Source organism: Algoriphagus ratkowskyi (assembly GCF_002150505.1).
In the GTDB taxonomy this organism is placed as follows: domain Bacteria; phylum Bacteroidota; class Bacteroidia; order Cytophagales; family Cyclobacteriaceae; genus Algoriphagus; species Algoriphagus ratkowskyi.
On record NZ_MSSV01000001.1, the window covers coordinates 254,552 to 271,966 of the forward strand.

A 17,415-nucleotide genomic window follows, 5' to 3' on the forward strand; every position below is an offset into this window, starting at 1 on the left:
AAGCAATGAATAGATTTAAATTTTATGGAATTTTAGCCCAAAAATTACTTTTTCCCGATGGTTCAATAAACTACCTTGAAAGTGCAAAACACTATTCTCATGAAAAAGCTATTTTCACTCTTCCTGCTTTTGTTTTCCTTTTCTGCTATTCAAGCTCAGCAAAAACCTTGGATGCTAGGGCCCTTTCTTAGAGCCAAGGCCGCCAAACCAATCATTGAGTGACAATTGATTGTTCTATTGAATTGCCTCCTGCTTTAGCTGGAGGCCATGAAATGATTTGTATCCTTGCTGGGCTTTAGCCCAATTTTTCTTCGGTTAGAAATAATTTGAAGAATGGGCTAAAGCCCAATTCCTGTTGAATTGAAATCATCCGTTACAATGGGCTGAATGCAGTTTTTATAATCCTGCCCAATTCCTATTCCTATGAATTTAATGCATTAGCTGGAAGCAATGAATAGATTTAAATTTTATGGAATTTTAGCCCTATTCCTACTTTTTCCCGATGGTTCAATAAACTACCTTGAAAGGGCAAAACACTATTCTCATGAAAAAGCTATTTTCACTCTTCCTGCTTTTATTTTCCTTTTATACTCTTCAAGCACAGCAAAAGTCTTGGATGCTAGGGCCTTTTCTTAGACCCGAGGCCGCCAAACCAATCATTGCCCCTCAAGCATCCACCAGCTTTGTAGATCCTATGTCTGGGAAAACCGTGTTTTGGGAATCTATGGCCACTTTTAATCCCGCAGCTATCGCTAAGGATGGAAAAGTATTTGTGCTCTATCGGGCGGAGGAAAAGTTGGGCGAAAAAGAAATTGGTGGTCATACATCGAGAATTGGAATGGCTATCTCCGCTGATGGATATTCCTTTGATAGAGAGCCAGAACCGTTTTTTTACCCAAAAGATGACAATCAAAAGGAATTTGAATGGACTGGCGGCACAGAGGATCCTCGAATCGTGGAAACCAAGGAGGGATTGTTCGTGCTCACCTACACACAGTGGAATCGCGATGTACCGAGACTTGCGGTTGCTACTTCCAAAGACCTCAGACATTGGGAGAAGCATGGCCCGATTTTCAAAGATTGGAAGGATGGGAAATATCATACTACCGAATCAAAATCCGGAGCAATCGTCACCGAACTGAAAGATGGGAAGTTGACAGCAGCCAAAATCGATGGAAAGTATTGGATGTATTATGGAGTGCCGCATATCTGGCTGGCCACTTCAGAGGATTTAATTCACTGGCAACCCGTAGAAAATCACGAAGGCAACCGAGTGCCTGTGTTGAGTCCGAGACCTGGATACTTTGATTCTTGGTTGGTAGAGGCTGGACCGCCGCCAGTTTTGACTAAAGATGGAATAGTCGTGCTATACAATGCCGGAAATTCCCAGCAAGTAGGAGTGAAGAACCTTGGAAACCGAGTTTACACTGGAGGACAGGCGCTTTTCTCTGCTACCGAACCTTGGAAGCTCTTAGATAGGGTAGAGGCTCCTTTTATCCAGCCAATGTTGTCATTCGAGAAGTCTGGGCAATATCCAGAGGGAACAACATTTTTGGAAGGGCTAGTTTATTTCCAAGGTAAGTGGTTACTCTATTACGGCACCGCGGATAGTATGGTTGGAGTTGTGTCTTGGGATCCAGAGAAATGAGTTTTATTTCAAAAAAGGAAGTATGTGTCTTATGAAATTAGATCCGACTACAGTAGGAATCCCTCCTCAATTCAATTAATCTTTCGACTAAACTAAGTAAGATCCTATTCAATTTGCAGGAGTATGGACCTCTGGCTAGGAGATAAATCATCCCTATGGGACTTTTAAGAAATAATGCTGCAAGCATGATTGATTATGTAGCCAGCCATTTCAATGGCTGGAAAAAGGTTGAACATCAGTTTCCGAAAATACATTGAGCATGACAGATAGTGGTTGACGAGATCTGATTTTAGTCATTGTTTAACTATGAAAAATTATCGTCCGTCCCGATGGGACTTTGTGAGACCTCTTTGTCATTCAACATCCAGAGGTTAAAACCTCTGGCTAGGAAATGAAGCGTCCCTATGGGACTATAAAGAAATAATACCGTAGTCATGCCAACTTAGTAGCCAGCCATATCAATGGCTGGAAAAAGGTTGAACATCAGTTTTCGAAAATGCTGTAGGCATGACTGATCTTGATTGACGAGATCTGATTTTAGTCATTGTTTATCTATGAAAAATTATCGTTTGTCCTGATGGGACTTTGTGAGACCACATATATAATTCAACATCCAGAAGTTAAGACCTCTGGCTAGGAAATGAAGCGTCCCTATGGGACTATAAAGAAATAATTCCGTAGTCATGCCAACTTAGTAGCCAGCCATATCAATGGCTGGAAAAAGGTTGAACATCAGTTTTCGAAAATGCTGTAGGCATGACTGATCTTGGTTGACGAGATCTGATTTTAGTCATTGTTTATCTATGAAAAATTATCGTTTGTCCTGATGGGACTTTGTGAGACCACATATATAATTCATCATCCAGAGGTTAAAACCTCTGGCTAGGAGATAAATCGTCCCTATGGGACTGTAAAGTAAAATGCCGTAGGCATGACTGATTAGGTAGCCAGCCATATCAATGGCTGGAAAAAGGTTGAACATCAGTTTTCGAAAATGCTGTAGGCATGACTGATCTTGGTTGACGAGATCTGATTTTGGTCATTGTTAAACTATGAAAAATTATCGTCCATCCTGATGGGACTTTGTTAGACCACATTTATAATTCATCATCCAAAGATTAAAACCTCTGGCTAGGAGATAAATCGTCCCTATGGGACTGTAAAGTAAAAATGCCGTAGGCATGACCGATTAGGTAGCCAGCCATTTCAATGGCTGGTGGAGAATATCAATTGAGAATTTAGCAGAATGCCGTAGGCATGACTGATTTTGTTTAAATTAGTTCATGTATTTAAAATGAATGTCCTATGCCAAATACCTATACAAAAATGTATTGCCAGGCTGTCTTTGCTGTCAAACACAGAAAAGCAGTTATTCAAGATGCCTTCAAAGGGGATCTTTATGCAGTTATAGGGAATCTGGTTAACGAGACCGAAGCAAAGATTTTAATAGTTAATGGGCATTTTGACCATGTCCACTGCTTATTCCAGTTTTTTCCAAAACAATCTGTTTCAGATATTATGAAAAATGCTAAAGCCAAATCTTCCAAGTGGATAAATGAATCTCAATTGCTTGAAAATAGATTTGAATGGCAATCAGCATTTGGAGCATTCACATATAGTGAAAAGGAAATACAAAAGGTTTTTGACTATGTGAAAAATCAAGAAATGCATCACCAAAAAATGACTTTTAGAGAAGAATATCTCATGATGCTTAAGGCTCATGCTATTGATTTCTCTCCAGAATATCTCTTCAAAGAGTTGGAGTAGAAATCGCCCGTCCCAATTGGGCTGTAAAGATATAATGCCGTAGGCATGCCAACTTAGTAGCCAGCCATTTCAATGGCTGGAAAAAGGTTGAACATCAGTTTTCGAAAATATATTGAGCATGACAGATAGTGGTTGACGAGATCTGATTTTAGTCATTGTTTAACTATGAAAAATTATCGTCCGTCCCGATGGGACTTTGCGAGACCTCTTTGTAATTCAACATCCAGAGGTTAAAACCTCTGGCTAGGAAATGAATCGTCCCTAAGGGACTTTAAAGAAATAATGCTGCAAGCATGATTGATTATGTAGCCAGCCTTTTCAATGGCTGGAAAAAGGTTGAACATCAGTTTCCGAAATTACATTGAGCATGACTGATTTTGGTTGACGAGATCTGATTTTGGTCATTGTTAAACTATGAAAAATTATCGTCCGTCCTGATGGGACTGTGTTAGACCACATTTATAATTCATCATATAAAGGTTAAAACCTCAGGCTAGGAAATGAATCGTCCCTATGGGACTTTAAAGAAATAATGCTGCAAGCAAGATTGATTATGAACCCAGCCATTTCAATGGCTGGTAGAGAATATCGATTGAGAGTTTAGCAGAATTCCGTAGTCATGGCTGATTAAAAAGAAATCGCGAAGCTCCTGTTTATAATAAAGGATTACAGCCAACCTATAGAAACACATTTCGCACTAAACCAATCCATTCCATCAGGATTCTGAAGGTCGTGGATTTCTTTGATCACCGTCATCGTATTGGTGTCAATTACTACCAGCTTTTTTCCTTTGCTTACCGTGTAGTATGCCCGAGGACGTACCGGATCGATGAAGATGCCTTCACCACCGGCACCCACGTCAATACCTTTGAGCTCCTTTCGTGTAGCAACATCCCAAACACGTAACTCATTGCCCTGAAGCTCATTCATCAAAAGGTATTTTCCGTCTTTTGTAAACTTAATACGGTTGTTCAATCCACCTTCAAAGGAAATTGTGCTGATTAGTTTTTTCTCCCGCACGTTAATGATCGATAGTTTCTTAGCATTCATGTGAAGAGCCCAAAATTCATTTCCATCGGGTGAAAGCGCCATTCCTTCCATGCGGGTGTCTCCGGGAAAAGTAGTAAACAATAAATTTTTCTGGCCTCTTTCATTGCTTACCCTATCGATAATTGCAATCAGGCTACCATTGCTGCTTGCTGTGAAAATGCGCTGCTCATCGGGAGTGACTAGCAACATGTGAGATCCACCCGGCAATCCTATGACTTCGTCAAACTTTTTTGTTGCCGGATCATAGCGTGAGATCAGGCGCTGGTTCTCATGGCCGAGATAAAGATGTGTTCCTGCAAAAGTAATGGCGTGAGCGGCTCCATATGCGCTGATGTCAATGGGCTCAACCCGCTTTTGGGCCATTACATCCACTACCGTAATTCCCGGAAGATTTGATCCTATATATACATACCGCCCATCGCTTGCCAGTTCATGAAGGTTTCCACCTGCTGGAATACGCGCAACAATTTCGAGCGTTTCTGGATCGATGATCACCAGGCGGCCAGCATCCTTCTCACCTACGAGCAAAGCCTCCTTAGGAGAAGGCCCAAAGCTCACTACCGGCGAATCCGGATCGACTGCTCGTGCTCCGCCTTGGGCAAGTACTGTCTGTAATTCGAGTAGGAATAGGCTTATTAAGAGCAGTAAAAAACCAGTTGTTTTTATCATGACGTGAATATTGAATAGTCATATTTTATGAATACTAATCTAAGAAATTGTCCTGTGGTGTCTTGAAACTTATGGATTCAATTTTCCCGTAAGTAAATGCAGTAGCGAATGGAAAATACTGCTTGGCTTTTTAATTTGGTATAGCTAGTGGCAAAAAATTCTTTTCAGCAAATCCCCGTTCCCCGATTAGAGGAAAGTAATCCCCGTCCGGTAATTGTTTGTTGAGGCGATTTAAGTGCAAAATTATAGGGAATCACATAATCGTTAGGGAAGGTAAAAGGCGTTGCAAACGTCAATAAATAGGCCAGGCTAGGCGGGAAGGAATTCAATTCCAATATCTATGCTGATGCTTACCCAACTGTTTAGATCCAGTCTGATCAAAATATCTCTACTGGCATGATTGTGGAAACCACGGACTTTAAAATAATATTCTTATGAATTTGAAAAGAATTTTCGGAGCCATACTTACAATTTTGGGTATAGTAGGACTTATTTATGCCGCTGTCACATTTGCAAATGACTCAGCAACTACTAAGCAAATGATGGTATTTGGAGTATTGGGGCTAATATTTTTTGTAGCTGGAATCGGCTTAGTCAAAACCACCAAAGATGAAGGCTTATAAGTACGTTTGGAATTAAGCCAAAAAATCAATGAGCTCTTAGCAAGGTTAATTTTATGAAGTTTGTTTGGATTATATAGCATCGATGGCTGAGGGAAGTTTGTAACTTCATCTTAGTATCGTTATCAATTTTTAATTGTTTGAGTGTCTGTATATTCGAGCTGAGTACTAAAAAATTCAAATTTTTACAGAAAGAAAGGTATATATACAAATTGAACCTAGGGTATTATTCTGAACTTAGGGGAGTTCAAATTCATTAAAATCGCTTTTAAATTCACTGCTAGCATTCACAAATTTGATTTAAAATAAACTCCCGAAGTTATAGAAATCGTGAGTAAAATGTTAGTCTTATTCATAAATGGATTTGTAAAATAATTATCGTGAACATCTCCTATAATCAAAGTAAGAGACCGTCAGCAGTAGCATGCTCTTTATACTTTATTGGGTAAAGTAGTGACATTTTTTATCCAATATTTCTTTTCCAATCCTCTAACATACTTTATCGAATTTTCTGAAAAGATTGGAGGGTTTTTTTTATCTTTTTTGGCTGCCTTGTTGTACAGGTAAATAAATGCGAATGGATTTTGAACGTTCTTTACTAATTGTTTTTTATAGCCATTTCTCACAATGATGTCTGCCATATAATAGCCTGGATTATGGCCGCTTGACCAATTAAAAAGGTTCCTGTAGTCTATTTCAGTTTTAAATAACTCACCATCCGATTGGGCAGATTCAGTTAAGTTAGCATCGAGCTGAATGACTATACTATCTGGATTGGTAAGTAGAAATTCTGTAAAAACAAGTTCAAATGGCAGTTTATCTTTGCTGTCTAAACTTATTTTCTTATCTATCATGTCAGCGCTACCTTCATTTAAAATTCCATTCAATGCATACAAAATGCCTATGTCCTGCTCCTGAATATTTTTAAATGATATGGGTTCTCTAAGGATGTGGTGCATCTCATGCCCAGTAAGGACGCCCATTTCTAATTTCTCATAATTGTAAGCCGACCATAGCGTCAAAATCATGAGTTCTCCACCAGCTATAGCGTCATTTTCTATCCCTAACAGATAAACATTAGTTGCAGGCGCTTTCCTATGTAAACGCTTAGGCAACCATTCCCACGCATTTTTATAAAAAGTATCAACGTAATCCGGTTGCTGGAATTTTTTTTGAAATTCTTTTAGTTCCCCTTCATTAATTTTATAGTTGCTTACTTTGTAGGTGAGCCAATTAGTAATAGGATCTTTTAGTAGTTCTTGCACGATACTGTCATTCCCAGGTTTATAAACCATCTCTATAGTTTTTCTTAACCTATTTAAATAATCTTGATCAAATGCTTGGTTCTTAATATAAATATCGTTTGCCTCTATTTCCAGAAACGCCAGCCACTCTTTATCAGCTAAAGTATGGCCTGATTTAAGTTTTTCTGTTAATTCCCAGTAGGCATCTAAAGGTGCTGTATTGATGGTTTGTGCTGTACTCGTTAAAGAGTAAGAAATTGTCAAAAAGGACAGGAATATTTTTACAATTGGTTTCATTCTTCTTCTTTAATATATTTTACCTAGCGGATTGCTACCATCCATTGTAGCTGATAGCTGTCAGAAAAGTGATGTTGAAGCTAGTATTGATGATATTTATTGTAAAGTTATTCGAAAGAGTTACATAATGTAGGTGCCAAGTGAATTTATTGTTTGATCGATTCCTTTTGTGAAAAAATTGTAAATATTACAAATCCCAGCTTGTTCCTACCGTCATGATTGTGGAGGCCACGGAACTTTAAAATATCTTTCTTATGAATTTGAAAAGAATTTTCGGGGCCATACTTACAATTTTGGGTATAGTAGGACTTATTTATGCCGCTGTCACATTTGCAAATGACTCAGCAACTACTAAGCAAATGATGGTATTTGGAGTATTGGGGCTAATATTTTTTGTAGCTGGAATCGGCTTAGTCAAAACTACCAAGGATGAAGGCTTATAAGTAGTTGTTTGTAACAAACAAAACAAGTATCCCTTTGCAGGTTTGAAGTTCTGGTAGGTTATTGGTAGAATTCTGGAGGACGTACTGGTGGAAATTTCAAATTCTACCTGATAGGAAGGTGTAATTACATCCGACTGCTGTACGGATTACACCTAAGCTGGCGATCTACGCCTAGTGGGGAATTGAAAATCTCTAATTCCGGCGCATCTTGACCCATTTAATTATTTATTAAAAAAATGGTTACTGAAGTAGCATTTTTTAGGTTTTAAGGTACTTGACTTTAATTGTGTTACAAATTCCAAACATTAAAAAAGCGTAGTTTTATACTACGCTTAGTTTGTCGATCGCTATACTTACCGCAGGGAAATTTAATGTTTACTTGAATAGTTTTTTTATAACCCAAAAGACAATAGCAATAACCAGCACAACAATGATAACCCCAACCCATAGACCGGCTTCAAAAATGTCACCGACTACACTGCAACCGGTCATAGTGATCATCAACACTAAAAAAACAAAAGCTTGAGTTAAGTGATTTTTCATAATATTAAAATTTATAGCAGTTTCCTTTATTAAATAATTTTAGTTTCTATTATTAAATATTTACAAAAACTTTACCATAAGATTTTTCTATCCATCTTTTCAATCAATTGGTCCTTTTCGGCTCAAACTATAACATAACAGTGCTTCTCTGTTTTCTGAACGGTGAAATGGTATTCAGAAAATGTAGCGTTGTGGGGAATCTTTTCCATTATTGATTTAATTGGTTAAAAGACAAAATTCTCATTAGGATACGTATCGCCTGAATTATAAATACTAAATGATAGAAAGGTGTACTTACATCGGACTACTGTACGGATTACAGCTAGGCTAGCGGAGAAAAGGAATTACAAATTCCTTCCAATATAAAAGCGTAGTTACAAGCTGCGCTTAGCCAAGTTCTCTACATCTAGAAGGGCATTACCCATAGGCTGGCGTTCTATACCTAGCGGAGGAATGTAATTTTAATAGGGTCCTCAGCGATACCGTCTGCTATCTTTTCAGAATGTTTTAATCAATCTCCTCGTAATAGTAAGAATAGTCTATTCCTTTCAGATACATTTCTCGGCTATCGATTTGATCAGTCAATGCTTTTTGCAACAATTCTTTCAGGTCGCTACTATTCACCGTACTCCTTACCATGGCACTCATGTATTCGGTCTTACCAATCATACTCCAATCCACGCATTTCTTTAGACGTTTTTTCAAGATCAAATCCAGCCAGATTCGGGTGGTTCTGCCATTGCCTTCCATAAAGGGGTGAGCAATATTCATCTCTACATATTTGTCCATTATTTCGTCAAAGGTGTTTTCGGGCATTGCACTTATTCGTTGTAGGGTAGTCTCTAGAAAGCGAGCCACGGCAAATTGAAAGCCACCCTTAGAGATATTCTTCTGCCTGATTTGACCCGAAAAATCATACAATCCGCCAAACAAATACGCGTGCATTTGTTGTAAACCGTTTATGCTTCCTACTTCTATGTTGGCGATTAATGAGCTTTCAAATAAGGCATAAGCTTTAGTTTTGCTTTTGCCATCAATGGACTTATCGCTGTAGGTGAACCATTCTATAAATCGATTGGCTTTGGTACCCGGAAAGGTCTTGCCCAAGGCTATGATGCCATCGTAATCGAGTACGTCAGCTGTGCGCTTTTTTCCGTCAGGGGCGAGTAATATCAACTGGGTAGTAGCACTAACCACTTGACTATTTTCTTTCTTGAGTTTGGCTTTGAGGTATTTCCAGTAGTTGCGGGTTTTGGAATAGTCGTCTTGGTCGGTAAGCACAGCTACTATATCCAATACCGAAAACCACCACTTAGCATTTTGCTCATCCCAAATTGCACGGACTTCACGGTCGTCAAAAAATCGAATGGATATTTTTTGCTGCTCTTTACTCATTCTCCAATTTCATCATTTTGGTATTCTGTTTCAACTTCACACCCCATATTCTCTAAATGGCTATCGGGATCTTTGTACTGTGTCATCGAAACTCAAACATTAAAACTTCAATCTCATTTATTTTTTATCGTGTACTTTTAGTATTGTGTATATCCGCAATTCTACCAGTACCCAGACTAAAGCAATACAATATAAGCTCAAGTCTAAATTTCAGGCCACTTCGGCCTGCCTACCGTTAGGCAGGTCACCTGTCTCCCGATAGCTATCGGGAGGTCTTCCCTGCCTACCGGCCAGGCAGGCAGCCGGATGAGCAAAGATTTAATGGCTACTGGCAAGATTGCGGATAATTATATTTAATATTCATCAAATCCAAAAAGATCAATGAATCTAGCTGCCATCGATATCGGTACCAATTCCATTCATATGATAATCGTCAAAGTCACCTCAAGACAAAGTTATGAGGTGTTGGTTCAGGAGAAGGAAATGGTCAAACTGGGTGCGGGGGTTTTTGCAAATAAGGTAATCAGTCAGGAAGCATTTGACAATGGTTTGGAAACCATTTCCAGGTATGTGCAGCTTGCCGACCAATATGGGGTGGAACATATCATCACTGCTGCTACATCCGCCACTCGTGAAGCCAAAAACGGCAGGGAATTTTTAGATAGATTGATCCAGGATGTGGGGCTATCACCCCAGATGATCTCCGGAAAAGAGGAGTCCAGACTGATTTTTTTGGCAGTGAATAAAACCATAGATCTAGGAAAAGAAAATGCCCTAGTCCTTGATATCGGCGGTGGAAGTACTGAGGCAGTGGTAGGAAATCGGGAAGAAGTACTTTTCATGAGCAGTATGAAACTCGGTGTCCTGAGACTATTAGATCTGGTAGGAAATCAGGATCCACTGGACAAAAAACAGCAAAAAGACCTGAAAGAACATATCCGTTCAATTGCTGGTAAAATCATTTCAAAAGCTTCACAGGTGGGTTTTTCCAAGGTAGTAGGCACTTCAGGTACCATCCGGACCTTGGGAGAGGCAGCTTTGGCCCTAAATGATAAAACCATCATCAGTTCCGTCAATGCTGAGGTGGTCAGAATAAAGGATCTTGAAAAAATCATCGCTAAGCTCTTGGAACTTGAGCCTGGAAAAAGAGCAGCTATTCCCGGCATCAGTGCCAACCGCGTGGATGCCATCCATCTGGGTGGACTTTTGCTTTTGGAGTTGTTGAAAATGTCTAAGGTGGAAGAAATCACCCTTTCGGATGCTTCCTTGAGAGACGGATTGATTATAGACTATTTGGAGAAAAATGGCCAGAAACTAGACCGCCTGGAGCAGGGTAGAGATGTCCGTGAAAGCAGTTCGCTGATGATGGCTCTGCGCTATGATACAGATATCGAGGAGAAAAAGCATATCTCGAAGTTAGCACTTCAGCTTTTTGACCAACTGAAAGACCTGCACGGCCTGGAGGATTCAAGCCGGGAGTTGCTTCACCATGCAAGTCTGATCTATGATATAGGTCAATTTGTGAATTTTAAGGATTTCCATAAGCATTCCAGGTATTTGATTTTGAAGGGAAGGCTGAGGGGCTTCAACAATGATGAACTAACAATACTAGCCCATCTGTCCAGATACCACAGGAAATCCGGCCCAAAAAAACGTCACAAAAAGTTCAAAAAGCTGGATAAGAATTTGCGAAGATTGGTCAAAGGACTTTCAGGAATTTTGAGGGTCGCGGTGGGATTGGATAAAACCAAAAATCAATGGGTGGAAAACGTCTATTGCATCCCTTCGGAGGATAAGCTGTGCATCAAGCTATTTGGCGAAGAGAGCCTGGACCTGGAGATCTGGGAAGCACAGCGTTTTTCGGATACCTTGGAAGAATTTTTAGGCTTGGAAGTGGAAATTGTCAAAGGTTGAGTCAATTACCTGAACTGAGAATCTCGCTTGAGTGATTCTTGCCTACATTTTAAAGATCTTCAATTGCTCGATTTCTTGATCTCTAACCTGATAGGCTCCTCCCATAGAATGAAAATAAATCTTATCGCCCGAATTGCTCCCGACTGCTGTACGGGATTCTTATAAAATAAAAGCGTTTTGCTCCCAACAATTGTCGCGGACTACGCTTAAGCTAGGATTCTACGCCTAGAGGAGGGGGAGACTTCAGTTTACTCTTTCAGTAATTTTATTTCGGACATAATGCTACTTACACTCTCTTTTTCTAGCCTAGAAAAGGCAAACCACTTTTTACCCAAATCTTTGAGAGATGCGCCTAAATGGTACACTTCTGCGCCGTCAATAATTAAGAATCGGTCGTGGCTTTGCGCAAAAGATTTGAGTGTAAAGTTTCCGTATTGTTCTTCAGCTTTTTGAATGTCTAAGCTTAGCTGTTTGCTAACGGTTTTGGTGAGCAGTAGCACTTGCACTTCTTTTCGTTTTTTAGATAAAAGCGTCAGTGTACTTTCGTCAATAAAGTTATCTATCAATACGATACTTTGCTTGGCAGATCGGATGATTTTAGAAGTTAAGGCATAGGCGTCAAACACTTGGCCGTTAAAAAACACGCCTTGATTGGGAATGAACTCCGTATTTATCTGTAATTCAAAATCGTTCACCTTGTTTTTCAAGATTTCAAATTTGTCTTCCAACCTATTCATACGGTTGTTTATGGAATAACCTTTCAGAAGGTAATCCTTCAAAACTCCATTTGCCCAAATCCGAAATTGTGTGCCTTGTTTGGATTTTACGCGATAACCAACTGAGATTATCACATCTAAGCTGTAGTACTCTATTTTTCGCTTGACTTTTCGATTCCCTTCTGTTTGAACTGTCAAGGAATCCTTGACAGTTGCTTCCCTTTCCAGCTCATTCTCTCTAAAGCAATTATTTATATGTAAACTAATATTCTGTTTAGTTTGCCCAAATAATGCAGCCATTTGCTGTTGTGAAAGCCAAACAGTTTCATCCTCAATTCTCACCTCAATATGCTCGGCAAGTGCATCAGGGCGATATAAGATGATTTCATTTTTCATATCCATAAAAAATTGAGTTTAAGATCTCAGACTTCTATTTCGGGAAGAAGTTGATTTTCTTGAAAAGTTTCGGAACAAAGTGGAATTTAAGGAGATAAAAAACCTTTTCAAATACTTGCTGTGGATCGGTTGAAAGGGGGAACTACAAGTTCCTGAAAAATATGAAAGCGTAGTTACAAACGCTTAGTCGAGCACGCTACGCCTAGCGGGGGGTGGGGATTATAGTGTTCCACTTGTCTTTCAACTAGCCTTCCATCTTCATTTTGAACTATCGCAAATTTTGCGACAGTTCCGCTTTCTTTCAGTTCACCCTCAGCAAAAACATTATTAATATGTTTACCAATAGTTTTTATATCTCGATTGAACAATCCAGAGATCTGATGACGGTTGAGCCAAACAGTTTCATCCTCAATTTTTACCTCTATGTGCTCGGCAAGTTCATCAGGACGATATAAGATAATTTCATTTTTCATGTGTTTATAATTTGTTTTTTAATGGCCACATGGAATCTTCGCAAGCATTACAATCATACCTCTGTGTGTCGTTTAGGATCATGCTCGATTTCATATCCATAAAAAATTGAGTTTTAGATCTTAGGCTACGACTCAGGGAAGAAGTTTATTTTCTTGAAAAATTCTGATTCTAAGTGGAATTTAAGGAGATAAAAAACCTTTTCAAATACTTTCTGTGGATCAGGTGAAAGGGGGGACTAGAAATTCTGCTCTTATCAGGGAGTTAGCTGGGTGATGTTTGTAACTTCACCCTAATATCCTTACCATCCCGTACAGCTGTCGGGATGTAACTGTTTTGGCTTTTATTACACTCGAGGGCACTATAATAAAATTACAAATTCCTAAAAATATAAAAGCGTAGTTACAAACTACGCTTAGGCTAGCGCTCTACGCCTAGCGGGGGGAATTACAAATTCCTGAATAATATAAAAGCGTAGATACAATCTACGCTTAGGCAAGCAATGAATGCAGCATCGACCCTTTCCTTTTTTTTAAGCTTGGGAAAGCCAATTCCATTTTAAAAAGTATCTTAGTTGAAAAATTATTCTTTAGATATAGTAGCAATGGAGATCAATATATTGAAACCTAGAAAGGCGCTCAATAAAGCTTTTTTGAAAGTAAAACCCAATCGGATTGAAATAGAAGGATTTAAAACCAATCTCATCAAGCTACTCGATAGTACAAATGAAACGGAATCGGAAGAGTTTCATAAAAACTTGGTCATAGATTTTTTGAAAAGAACCTACTATGACCCAAACCATTTCATCAATACCAAAGGTAGAAACGACCTAGTAATCCATAATGGGGACAAAGCTAAAAGCACGGTTGGCGTAATCATCGAAGCAAAGAAACCGACTAATAAAAGTGAGATGATGACGACTGATAAGCTGAATACCAAGGCTTTTCAGGAATTAGTACTCTACTATTTGCGAGAGAGAATTACCCATAAAAATCTTGATGTAAAGCACTTAATCGCAACCAACATCAATGAGTGGTTTATTTTTGATGAACATCTGTTTGAAAGACTTTTTGCTCAAAACAAATCATTGGTAAGACAATTTGAGAATTTTGAAGCGAGTAAAAAATCGACTGAAGTATTCTACAAAGAAATTGCCGAGCCGTTTATCGCAGAGATCACAAGTGAAATTGAGTTTACCTACTTCAATTTTCAGGATTATCAGAAGCCACTTCGGAATGATGATAGGACAGACGATAACAAACTGATCGCACTTTTCAAGTTGCTTTCACCCGAACATCTGCTTAAGCTACCCTTTACCAATGACAGCAACAGCCTTGACAAACGCTTTTACAGTGAGTTGTTGCACATTATTGGGTTGACTGAAACCAAAGAAGGAAGTAAAAAGCTGATCGAGCGAAACAAATCAGGTCAAAGAAACACGGGAACCCTCCTCGAAGACGCCATTATTCAGCTGGACAGTTTGGATAAAATCAGCAGACTAGCACGGCCAAGTCAATATGGTTCTACTAATCCCGAAAGGCTCTTTAATGTTGCCTTAGAACTTTCGATCACCTGGATTAATCGAATCCTCTTTCTCAAATTGATGGAGGGCCAACTCATCACGTATCACAAAGGAGACAAGTCGTATTCGGTTCTCAATCTTGACAAAATCAAAAGCTACGATGACCTGAACAGCTTGTTTTTTCAGGTGTTGGCGCGGAAAGCTGAACATAGAAATGAAGATGTAATCAAACTCTTTGAGAAGGTACCTTACCTTAACTCTTCCCTCTTCGAACCTACCGAAATGGAACAGGATACGATTTTCATCAGCAATCTGAGAGATGATAAAACCATTCCTATCATTTCCTCTACCGTGCTGAAGAATGAGCAGGGGAAGAAAAGAACAGGGAGCTTGACTACACTTCACTACCTTTTTGAGTTTCTGGACTCCTATGATTTCAGCAGTGAAGGCTCAGAAGACATCCAAGAGGAAAACAAATCTTTGATAAATGCTTCCGTACTGGGATTGATTTTCGAGAAAATAAACGGGTATAAGGATGGGTCATTTTTCACACCGGGTTTCATCACCATGTATATGTCGAGGGAGACCATTAGAAAGGCCGTCGTTCAAAAATTTAATGAAGCAAAAGGATGGGGTTGCAATTCCTTCGAAGAACTGAAGGAAGACATTAGGGAAGAGATAAAATTAGGTAATCGTAAGAGTGTAAGAAAGCTTGCAAATGAAATTATCAATAGCCTAAAAATTGTGGATCCTGCCGTGGGTTCGGGACATTTTTTGGTATCGGTTTTAAACGAACTAATTGCCATCAAAAGTGAATTGAGCATCCTAGTTGATACTGACTTTGAACCCATTAATAATTATACGGTGGAGGTGGTCAACGACGAGCTAATTATTTATGATGAGGATGGAATCTTATATCAATACAATTACAATAACAGAGAAAGCCAACGAATACAGGAAACCATTTTTCACGAGAAGCAAACTATCATTGAAAGTTGTCTTTTCGGTGTGGACATCAACCCCAACTCTGTAAAGATTTGTCGCTTGCGTTTGTGGATAGAACTATTGAAAAATGCCTATTATAAAAACGCTACCGAACTTGAAACGCTTCCAAACATTGACATCAACATCAAGTGTGGCAATTCCTTAGTGAGCCGTTTTGACATTGACGCTGATATAAAGCAAGCGCTGAAAAAAAGTAAGTGGTCGATAGACAGTTACCGTATAGCGGTAGACACGTACCGAAATGCAGAAAGCAAAGAGCAGAAACGAGAAATGGAGCGACTAATATCTGACATCAAGTCGGATTTCAGAAGTGAGATTTCTTTGAACGACCCTAAAGTAAAGAGGCTTCGTAAACTATCGGGTGAATTATTTCAAATGACCCAACAACAGCAGCTTTTTGAAATGTCCAAAAAGGAAAAAGCAGCTTGGAACAAAAAAGTAGCACAATTAACAGCAGACACTAGAAAGCTTGAAACTGAAATTGAGGAAATTAAAGCAAATAAAATTTTTGAAAACGCCTTTGAGTGGCGTTTTGAATTTCCTGAAGTGCTAAATGATGCCGGTGATTTTGTGGGCTTTGATGTGGTGATTGGGAATCCGCCTTATGTTGTATTGAGTTCATTTGAAGGACCTGAATTTAAGTATCTACAAGAAACTTATAAAACTGCTTATGGAAGAATAAACACCTTTGCAATTTTCCTTGAGAGAATTACAGCTTTGACAAGCAATAAAGGAGAATGTTCTGTAATAATTCCGGACTCCCTTTGTTTGATTGATTACTATTCCATGCTGAGAAAATATATACTTGACAAAACAACTATCAATGAAATAATTGAATTGGGAGATGGTGTATTTGAAGAAGCAGTTGTGCCAGCAATCATTTTTTCTTTTAGAAATAAGTATACTAAAAATAATGTAATCAAAATTGGTTTTGGGAAAGAATTACTGGAGAGTAATGATGCAACAACTATAAAGCAAGATTACTATTTAAAAACCCCTAAGTATTCTTTTAATCTTCAAGTTGATTCAATATTTATCAAACTACAATCATTGATTGAAGAAAATAAAGCACAGCGTTTGGTTGATGTGGCGACAATAAAAATAGGAGTTTGCACAGGAAGCAACAAAAAGTTTCTTGCAGATTCAGCGATATTCAGCAACTCAAAAAAAGTATTGCAAGGTAGAGACATAAACCGATATTCTTTAAACTATACAGGTCAATTTATTAATTACTCTCGTAACGACTTATTAAGAGCTAGAGATGAATCAATCTTTTTAAAAAAAGAGAAACTACTGATGCGACAGACTTCAGATAAATTAATCTTAACCTATGATGATTCTCAATTTTATACAATTGATTCTTTATTCATAATATTTAATGATGATGAAAAGATAAACTTGAAATACCTACTTGCATTACTAAACTCAAAACTCTTAAACAGACAGTACCAAAAATTGAATCCTGAAAAAGGAAGAGTATTTGCACAAGTCAAAATTGATTTTGTAAATGAGTTGCCAATCGTTGTTGCAAATATTAAAGAACAAAACGAAATTTCAATATTGGTTGAGAAAATAATAGTCTCAAAAAACAATGATATGCAATCTGATACAATAGACCTTGAGAACCAAATAGACCAATTGGTTTACCAGCTTTATGATTTGACGGAAGAGGAAATTGAGGTAATTGAGAACAGCTAATGGTAAGTTTTGAAGAC

At 38.5% G+C, this 17,415-nt stretch carries 14 protein-coding genes; 7 read left to right on the top strand and 7 right to left on the bottom strand.

Features of this window, described 5'->3' with window-relative positions; translation table 11 throughout:
- Positions 1–99 precede the first annotated feature (99 nt).
- Entirely contained in the window at positions 100–222 is a 123-nt protein-coding gene (locus BVH02_RS21865) for a hypothetical protein (RefSeq protein WP_262481330.1), read from the top strand.
- A 322-nt stretch (positions 223–544) separates the two neighbouring features.
- Positions 545–1,648 (top strand): glycoside hydrolase family 130 protein, encoded by a 1,104-nt coding sequence (locus BVH02_RS01100; RefSeq protein ID WP_086497897.1) that lies wholly within the window; start codon positions 545–547, stop codon positions 1,646–1,648.
- Positions 1,649–2,459: 811 nt separating this feature from the next.
- Here BVH02_RS01100 and BVH02_RS21345 read toward each other — a convergent pair.
- Positions 2,460–2,630: a hypothetical protein gene (locus tag BVH02_RS21345; RefSeq protein ID WP_158093842.1), complete on the bottom strand. Its 171-nt coding sequence runs from the start codon at positions 2,628–2,630 to the stop codon at positions 2,460–2,462.
- A 323-nt stretch (positions 2,631–2,953) separates the two neighbouring features.
- On the opposite strand from BVH02_RS21345, the gene tnpA reads away from it, so the two are divergent.
- Positions 2,954–3,415, top strand: a complete 462-nt coding sequence (gene tnpA / locus BVH02_RS01105; protein WP_086497899.1) for an IS200/IS605 family transposase — start codon at positions 2,954–2,956, stop codon at positions 3,413–3,415.
- A gap of 666 nt (positions 3,416–4,081) precedes the next feature.
- Here the strand turns inward: tnpA and BVH02_RS01110 are convergent.
- Positions 4,082–5,134, bottom strand: coding sequence for a YncE family protein (locus tag BVH02_RS01110; RefSeq protein WP_086497901.1), 1,053 nt, complete (start codon positions 5,132–5,134; stop codon positions 4,082–4,084).
- A 434-nt stretch (positions 5,135–5,568) separates the two neighbouring features.
- Between BVH02_RS01110 and BVH02_RS01115 the strand changes: the two genes are divergently transcribed.
- Positions 5,569–5,757 carry a hypothetical protein gene (locus tag BVH02_RS01115; RefSeq protein WP_086497904.1) on the top strand — a complete coding sequence of 63 codons (189 nt, stop codon included), beginning with the start codon at positions 5,569–5,571 and terminating at the stop codon, positions 5,755–5,757.
- A gap of 428 nt (positions 5,758–6,185) precedes the next feature.
- Here the strand turns inward: BVH02_RS01115 and BVH02_RS01120 are convergent, their stop codons facing one another.
- On the bottom strand, positions 6,186–7,295 hold the full coding sequence (locus tag BVH02_RS01120) for a DUF5700 domain-containing putative Zn-dependent protease (RefSeq protein WP_086497906.1): 1,110 nt from the start codon (positions 7,293–7,295) through the stop codon (positions 6,186–6,188).
- A 254-nt stretch (positions 7,296–7,549) separates the two neighbouring features.
- Here BVH02_RS01120 and BVH02_RS01125 point away from each other — a divergent pair, with 254 nt between their 5' ends.
- Entirely contained in the window at positions 7,550–7,738 is a 189-nt protein-coding gene (locus BVH02_RS01125) for a hypothetical protein (protein WP_086497904.1), read from the top strand.
- A gap of 375 nt (positions 7,739–8,113) precedes the next feature.
- Here the strand turns inward: BVH02_RS01125 and BVH02_RS21535 are convergent, their stop codons facing one another.
- Positions 8,114–8,281 carry a hypothetical protein gene (locus BVH02_RS21535; RefSeq protein ID WP_169712825.1) on the bottom strand — a complete coding sequence of 56 codons (168 nt, stop codon included), beginning with the start codon at positions 8,279–8,281 and terminating at the stop codon, positions 8,114–8,116.
- 507 nt (positions 8,282–8,788) lie between these two features.
- The gene (gene fic, locus BVH02_RS22000; RefSeq protein WP_086497908.1) at positions 8,789–9,676 is read right to left on the bottom strand and encodes a protein adenylyltransferase Fic; all 888 of its coding nucleotides are present in this window, start codon (positions 9,674–9,676) and stop codon (positions 8,789–8,791) included.
- Between the two features lie 381 nt (positions 9,677–10,057).
- Here fic and BVH02_RS01135 point away from each other — a divergent pair, with 381 nt between their 5' ends.
- The gene (locus BVH02_RS01135) at positions 10,058–11,590 is read left to right on the top strand and encodes a Ppx/GppA phosphatase family protein (RefSeq protein ID WP_086497910.1); all 1,533 of its coding nucleotides are present in this window, start codon (positions 10,058–10,060) and stop codon (positions 11,588–11,590) included.
- 248 nt (positions 11,591–11,838) lie between these two features.
- Here BVH02_RS01135 and BVH02_RS01140 read toward each other — a convergent pair whose 3' ends face one another.
- Positions 11,839–12,708 carry a virulence RhuM family protein gene (locus tag BVH02_RS01140; protein WP_205635693.1) on the bottom strand — a complete coding sequence of 290 codons (870 nt, stop codon included), beginning with the start codon at positions 12,706–12,708 and terminating at the stop codon, positions 11,839–11,841.
- A gap of 167 nt (positions 12,709–12,875) precedes the next feature.
- Positions 12,876–13,175, bottom strand: a complete 300-nt coding sequence (locus BVH02_RS01145) for a hypothetical protein (RefSeq protein ID WP_086497912.1) — start codon at positions 13,173–13,175, stop codon at positions 12,876–12,878.
- Between the two features lie 602 nt (positions 13,176–13,777).
- Here BVH02_RS01145 and BVH02_RS01150 point away from each other — a divergent pair.
- Positions 13,778–17,398 (top strand): DUF7149 domain-containing protein, encoded by a 3,621-nt coding sequence (locus BVH02_RS01150; protein ID WP_086498252.1) that lies wholly within the window; start codon positions 13,778–13,780, stop codon positions 17,396–17,398.
- Positions 17,399–17,415: the final 17 nt, after the last annotated feature.

Coding starts and splice junctions, on each gene's coding strand:
- BVH02_RS01110 (WP_086497901.1), bottom strand. CDS start 5,134: ATGATAAAAACAACTGGTTTTTTACTGCTCTTAATAAGCCTATTCCTA.
- tnpA (WP_086497899.1), top strand. CDS start 2,954: ATGCCAAATACCTATACAAAAATGTATTGCCAGGCTGTCTTTGCTGTC.
- BVH02_RS01140 (WP_205635693.1), bottom strand. CDS start 12,708: ATGGATATGAAAAATGAAATCATCTTATATCGCCCTGATGCACTTGCC.
- BVH02_RS01135 (WP_086497910.1), top strand. CDS start 10,058: ATGAATCTAGCTGCCATCGATATCGGTACCAATTCCATTCATATGATA.
- BVH02_RS21345 (WP_158093842.1), bottom strand. CDS start 2,630: ATGTTCAACCTTTTTCCAGCCATTGATATGGCTGGCTACCTAATCAGT.
- BVH02_RS21535 (WP_169712825.1), bottom strand. CDS start 8,281: ATGAAAAATCACTTAACTCAAGCTTTTGTTTTTTTAGTGTTGATGATC.
- BVH02_RS01115 (WP_086497904.1), top strand. CDS start 5,569: ATGAATTTGAAAAGAATTTTCGGAGCCATACTTACAATTTTGGGTATA.
- fic (WP_086497908.1), bottom strand. CDS start 9,676: ATGAGTAAAGAGCAGCAAAAAATATCCATTCGATTTTTTGACGACCGT.
- BVH02_RS01100 (WP_086497897.1), top strand. CDS start 545: ATGAAAAAGCTATTTTCACTCTTCCTGCTTTTATTTTCCTTTTATACT.
- BVH02_RS01120 (WP_086497906.1), bottom strand. CDS start 7,295: ATGAAACCAATTGTAAAAATATTCCTGTCCTTTTTGACAATTTCTTAC.
- BVH02_RS01150 (WP_086498252.1), top strand. CDS start 13,778: ATGGAGATCAATATATTGAAACCTAGAAAGGCGCTCAATAAAGCTTTT.
- BVH02_RS21865 (WP_262481330.1), top strand. CDS start 100: ATGAAAAAGCTATTTTCACTCTTCCTGCTTTTGTTTTCCTTTTCTGCT.
- BVH02_RS01145 (WP_086497912.1), bottom strand. CDS start 13,175: ATGAAAAATGAAATTATCTTATATCGTCCTGATGAACTTGCCGAGCAC.
- BVH02_RS01125 (WP_086497904.1), top strand. CDS start 7,550: ATGAATTTGAAAAGAATTTTCGGGGCCATACTTACAATTTTGGGTATA.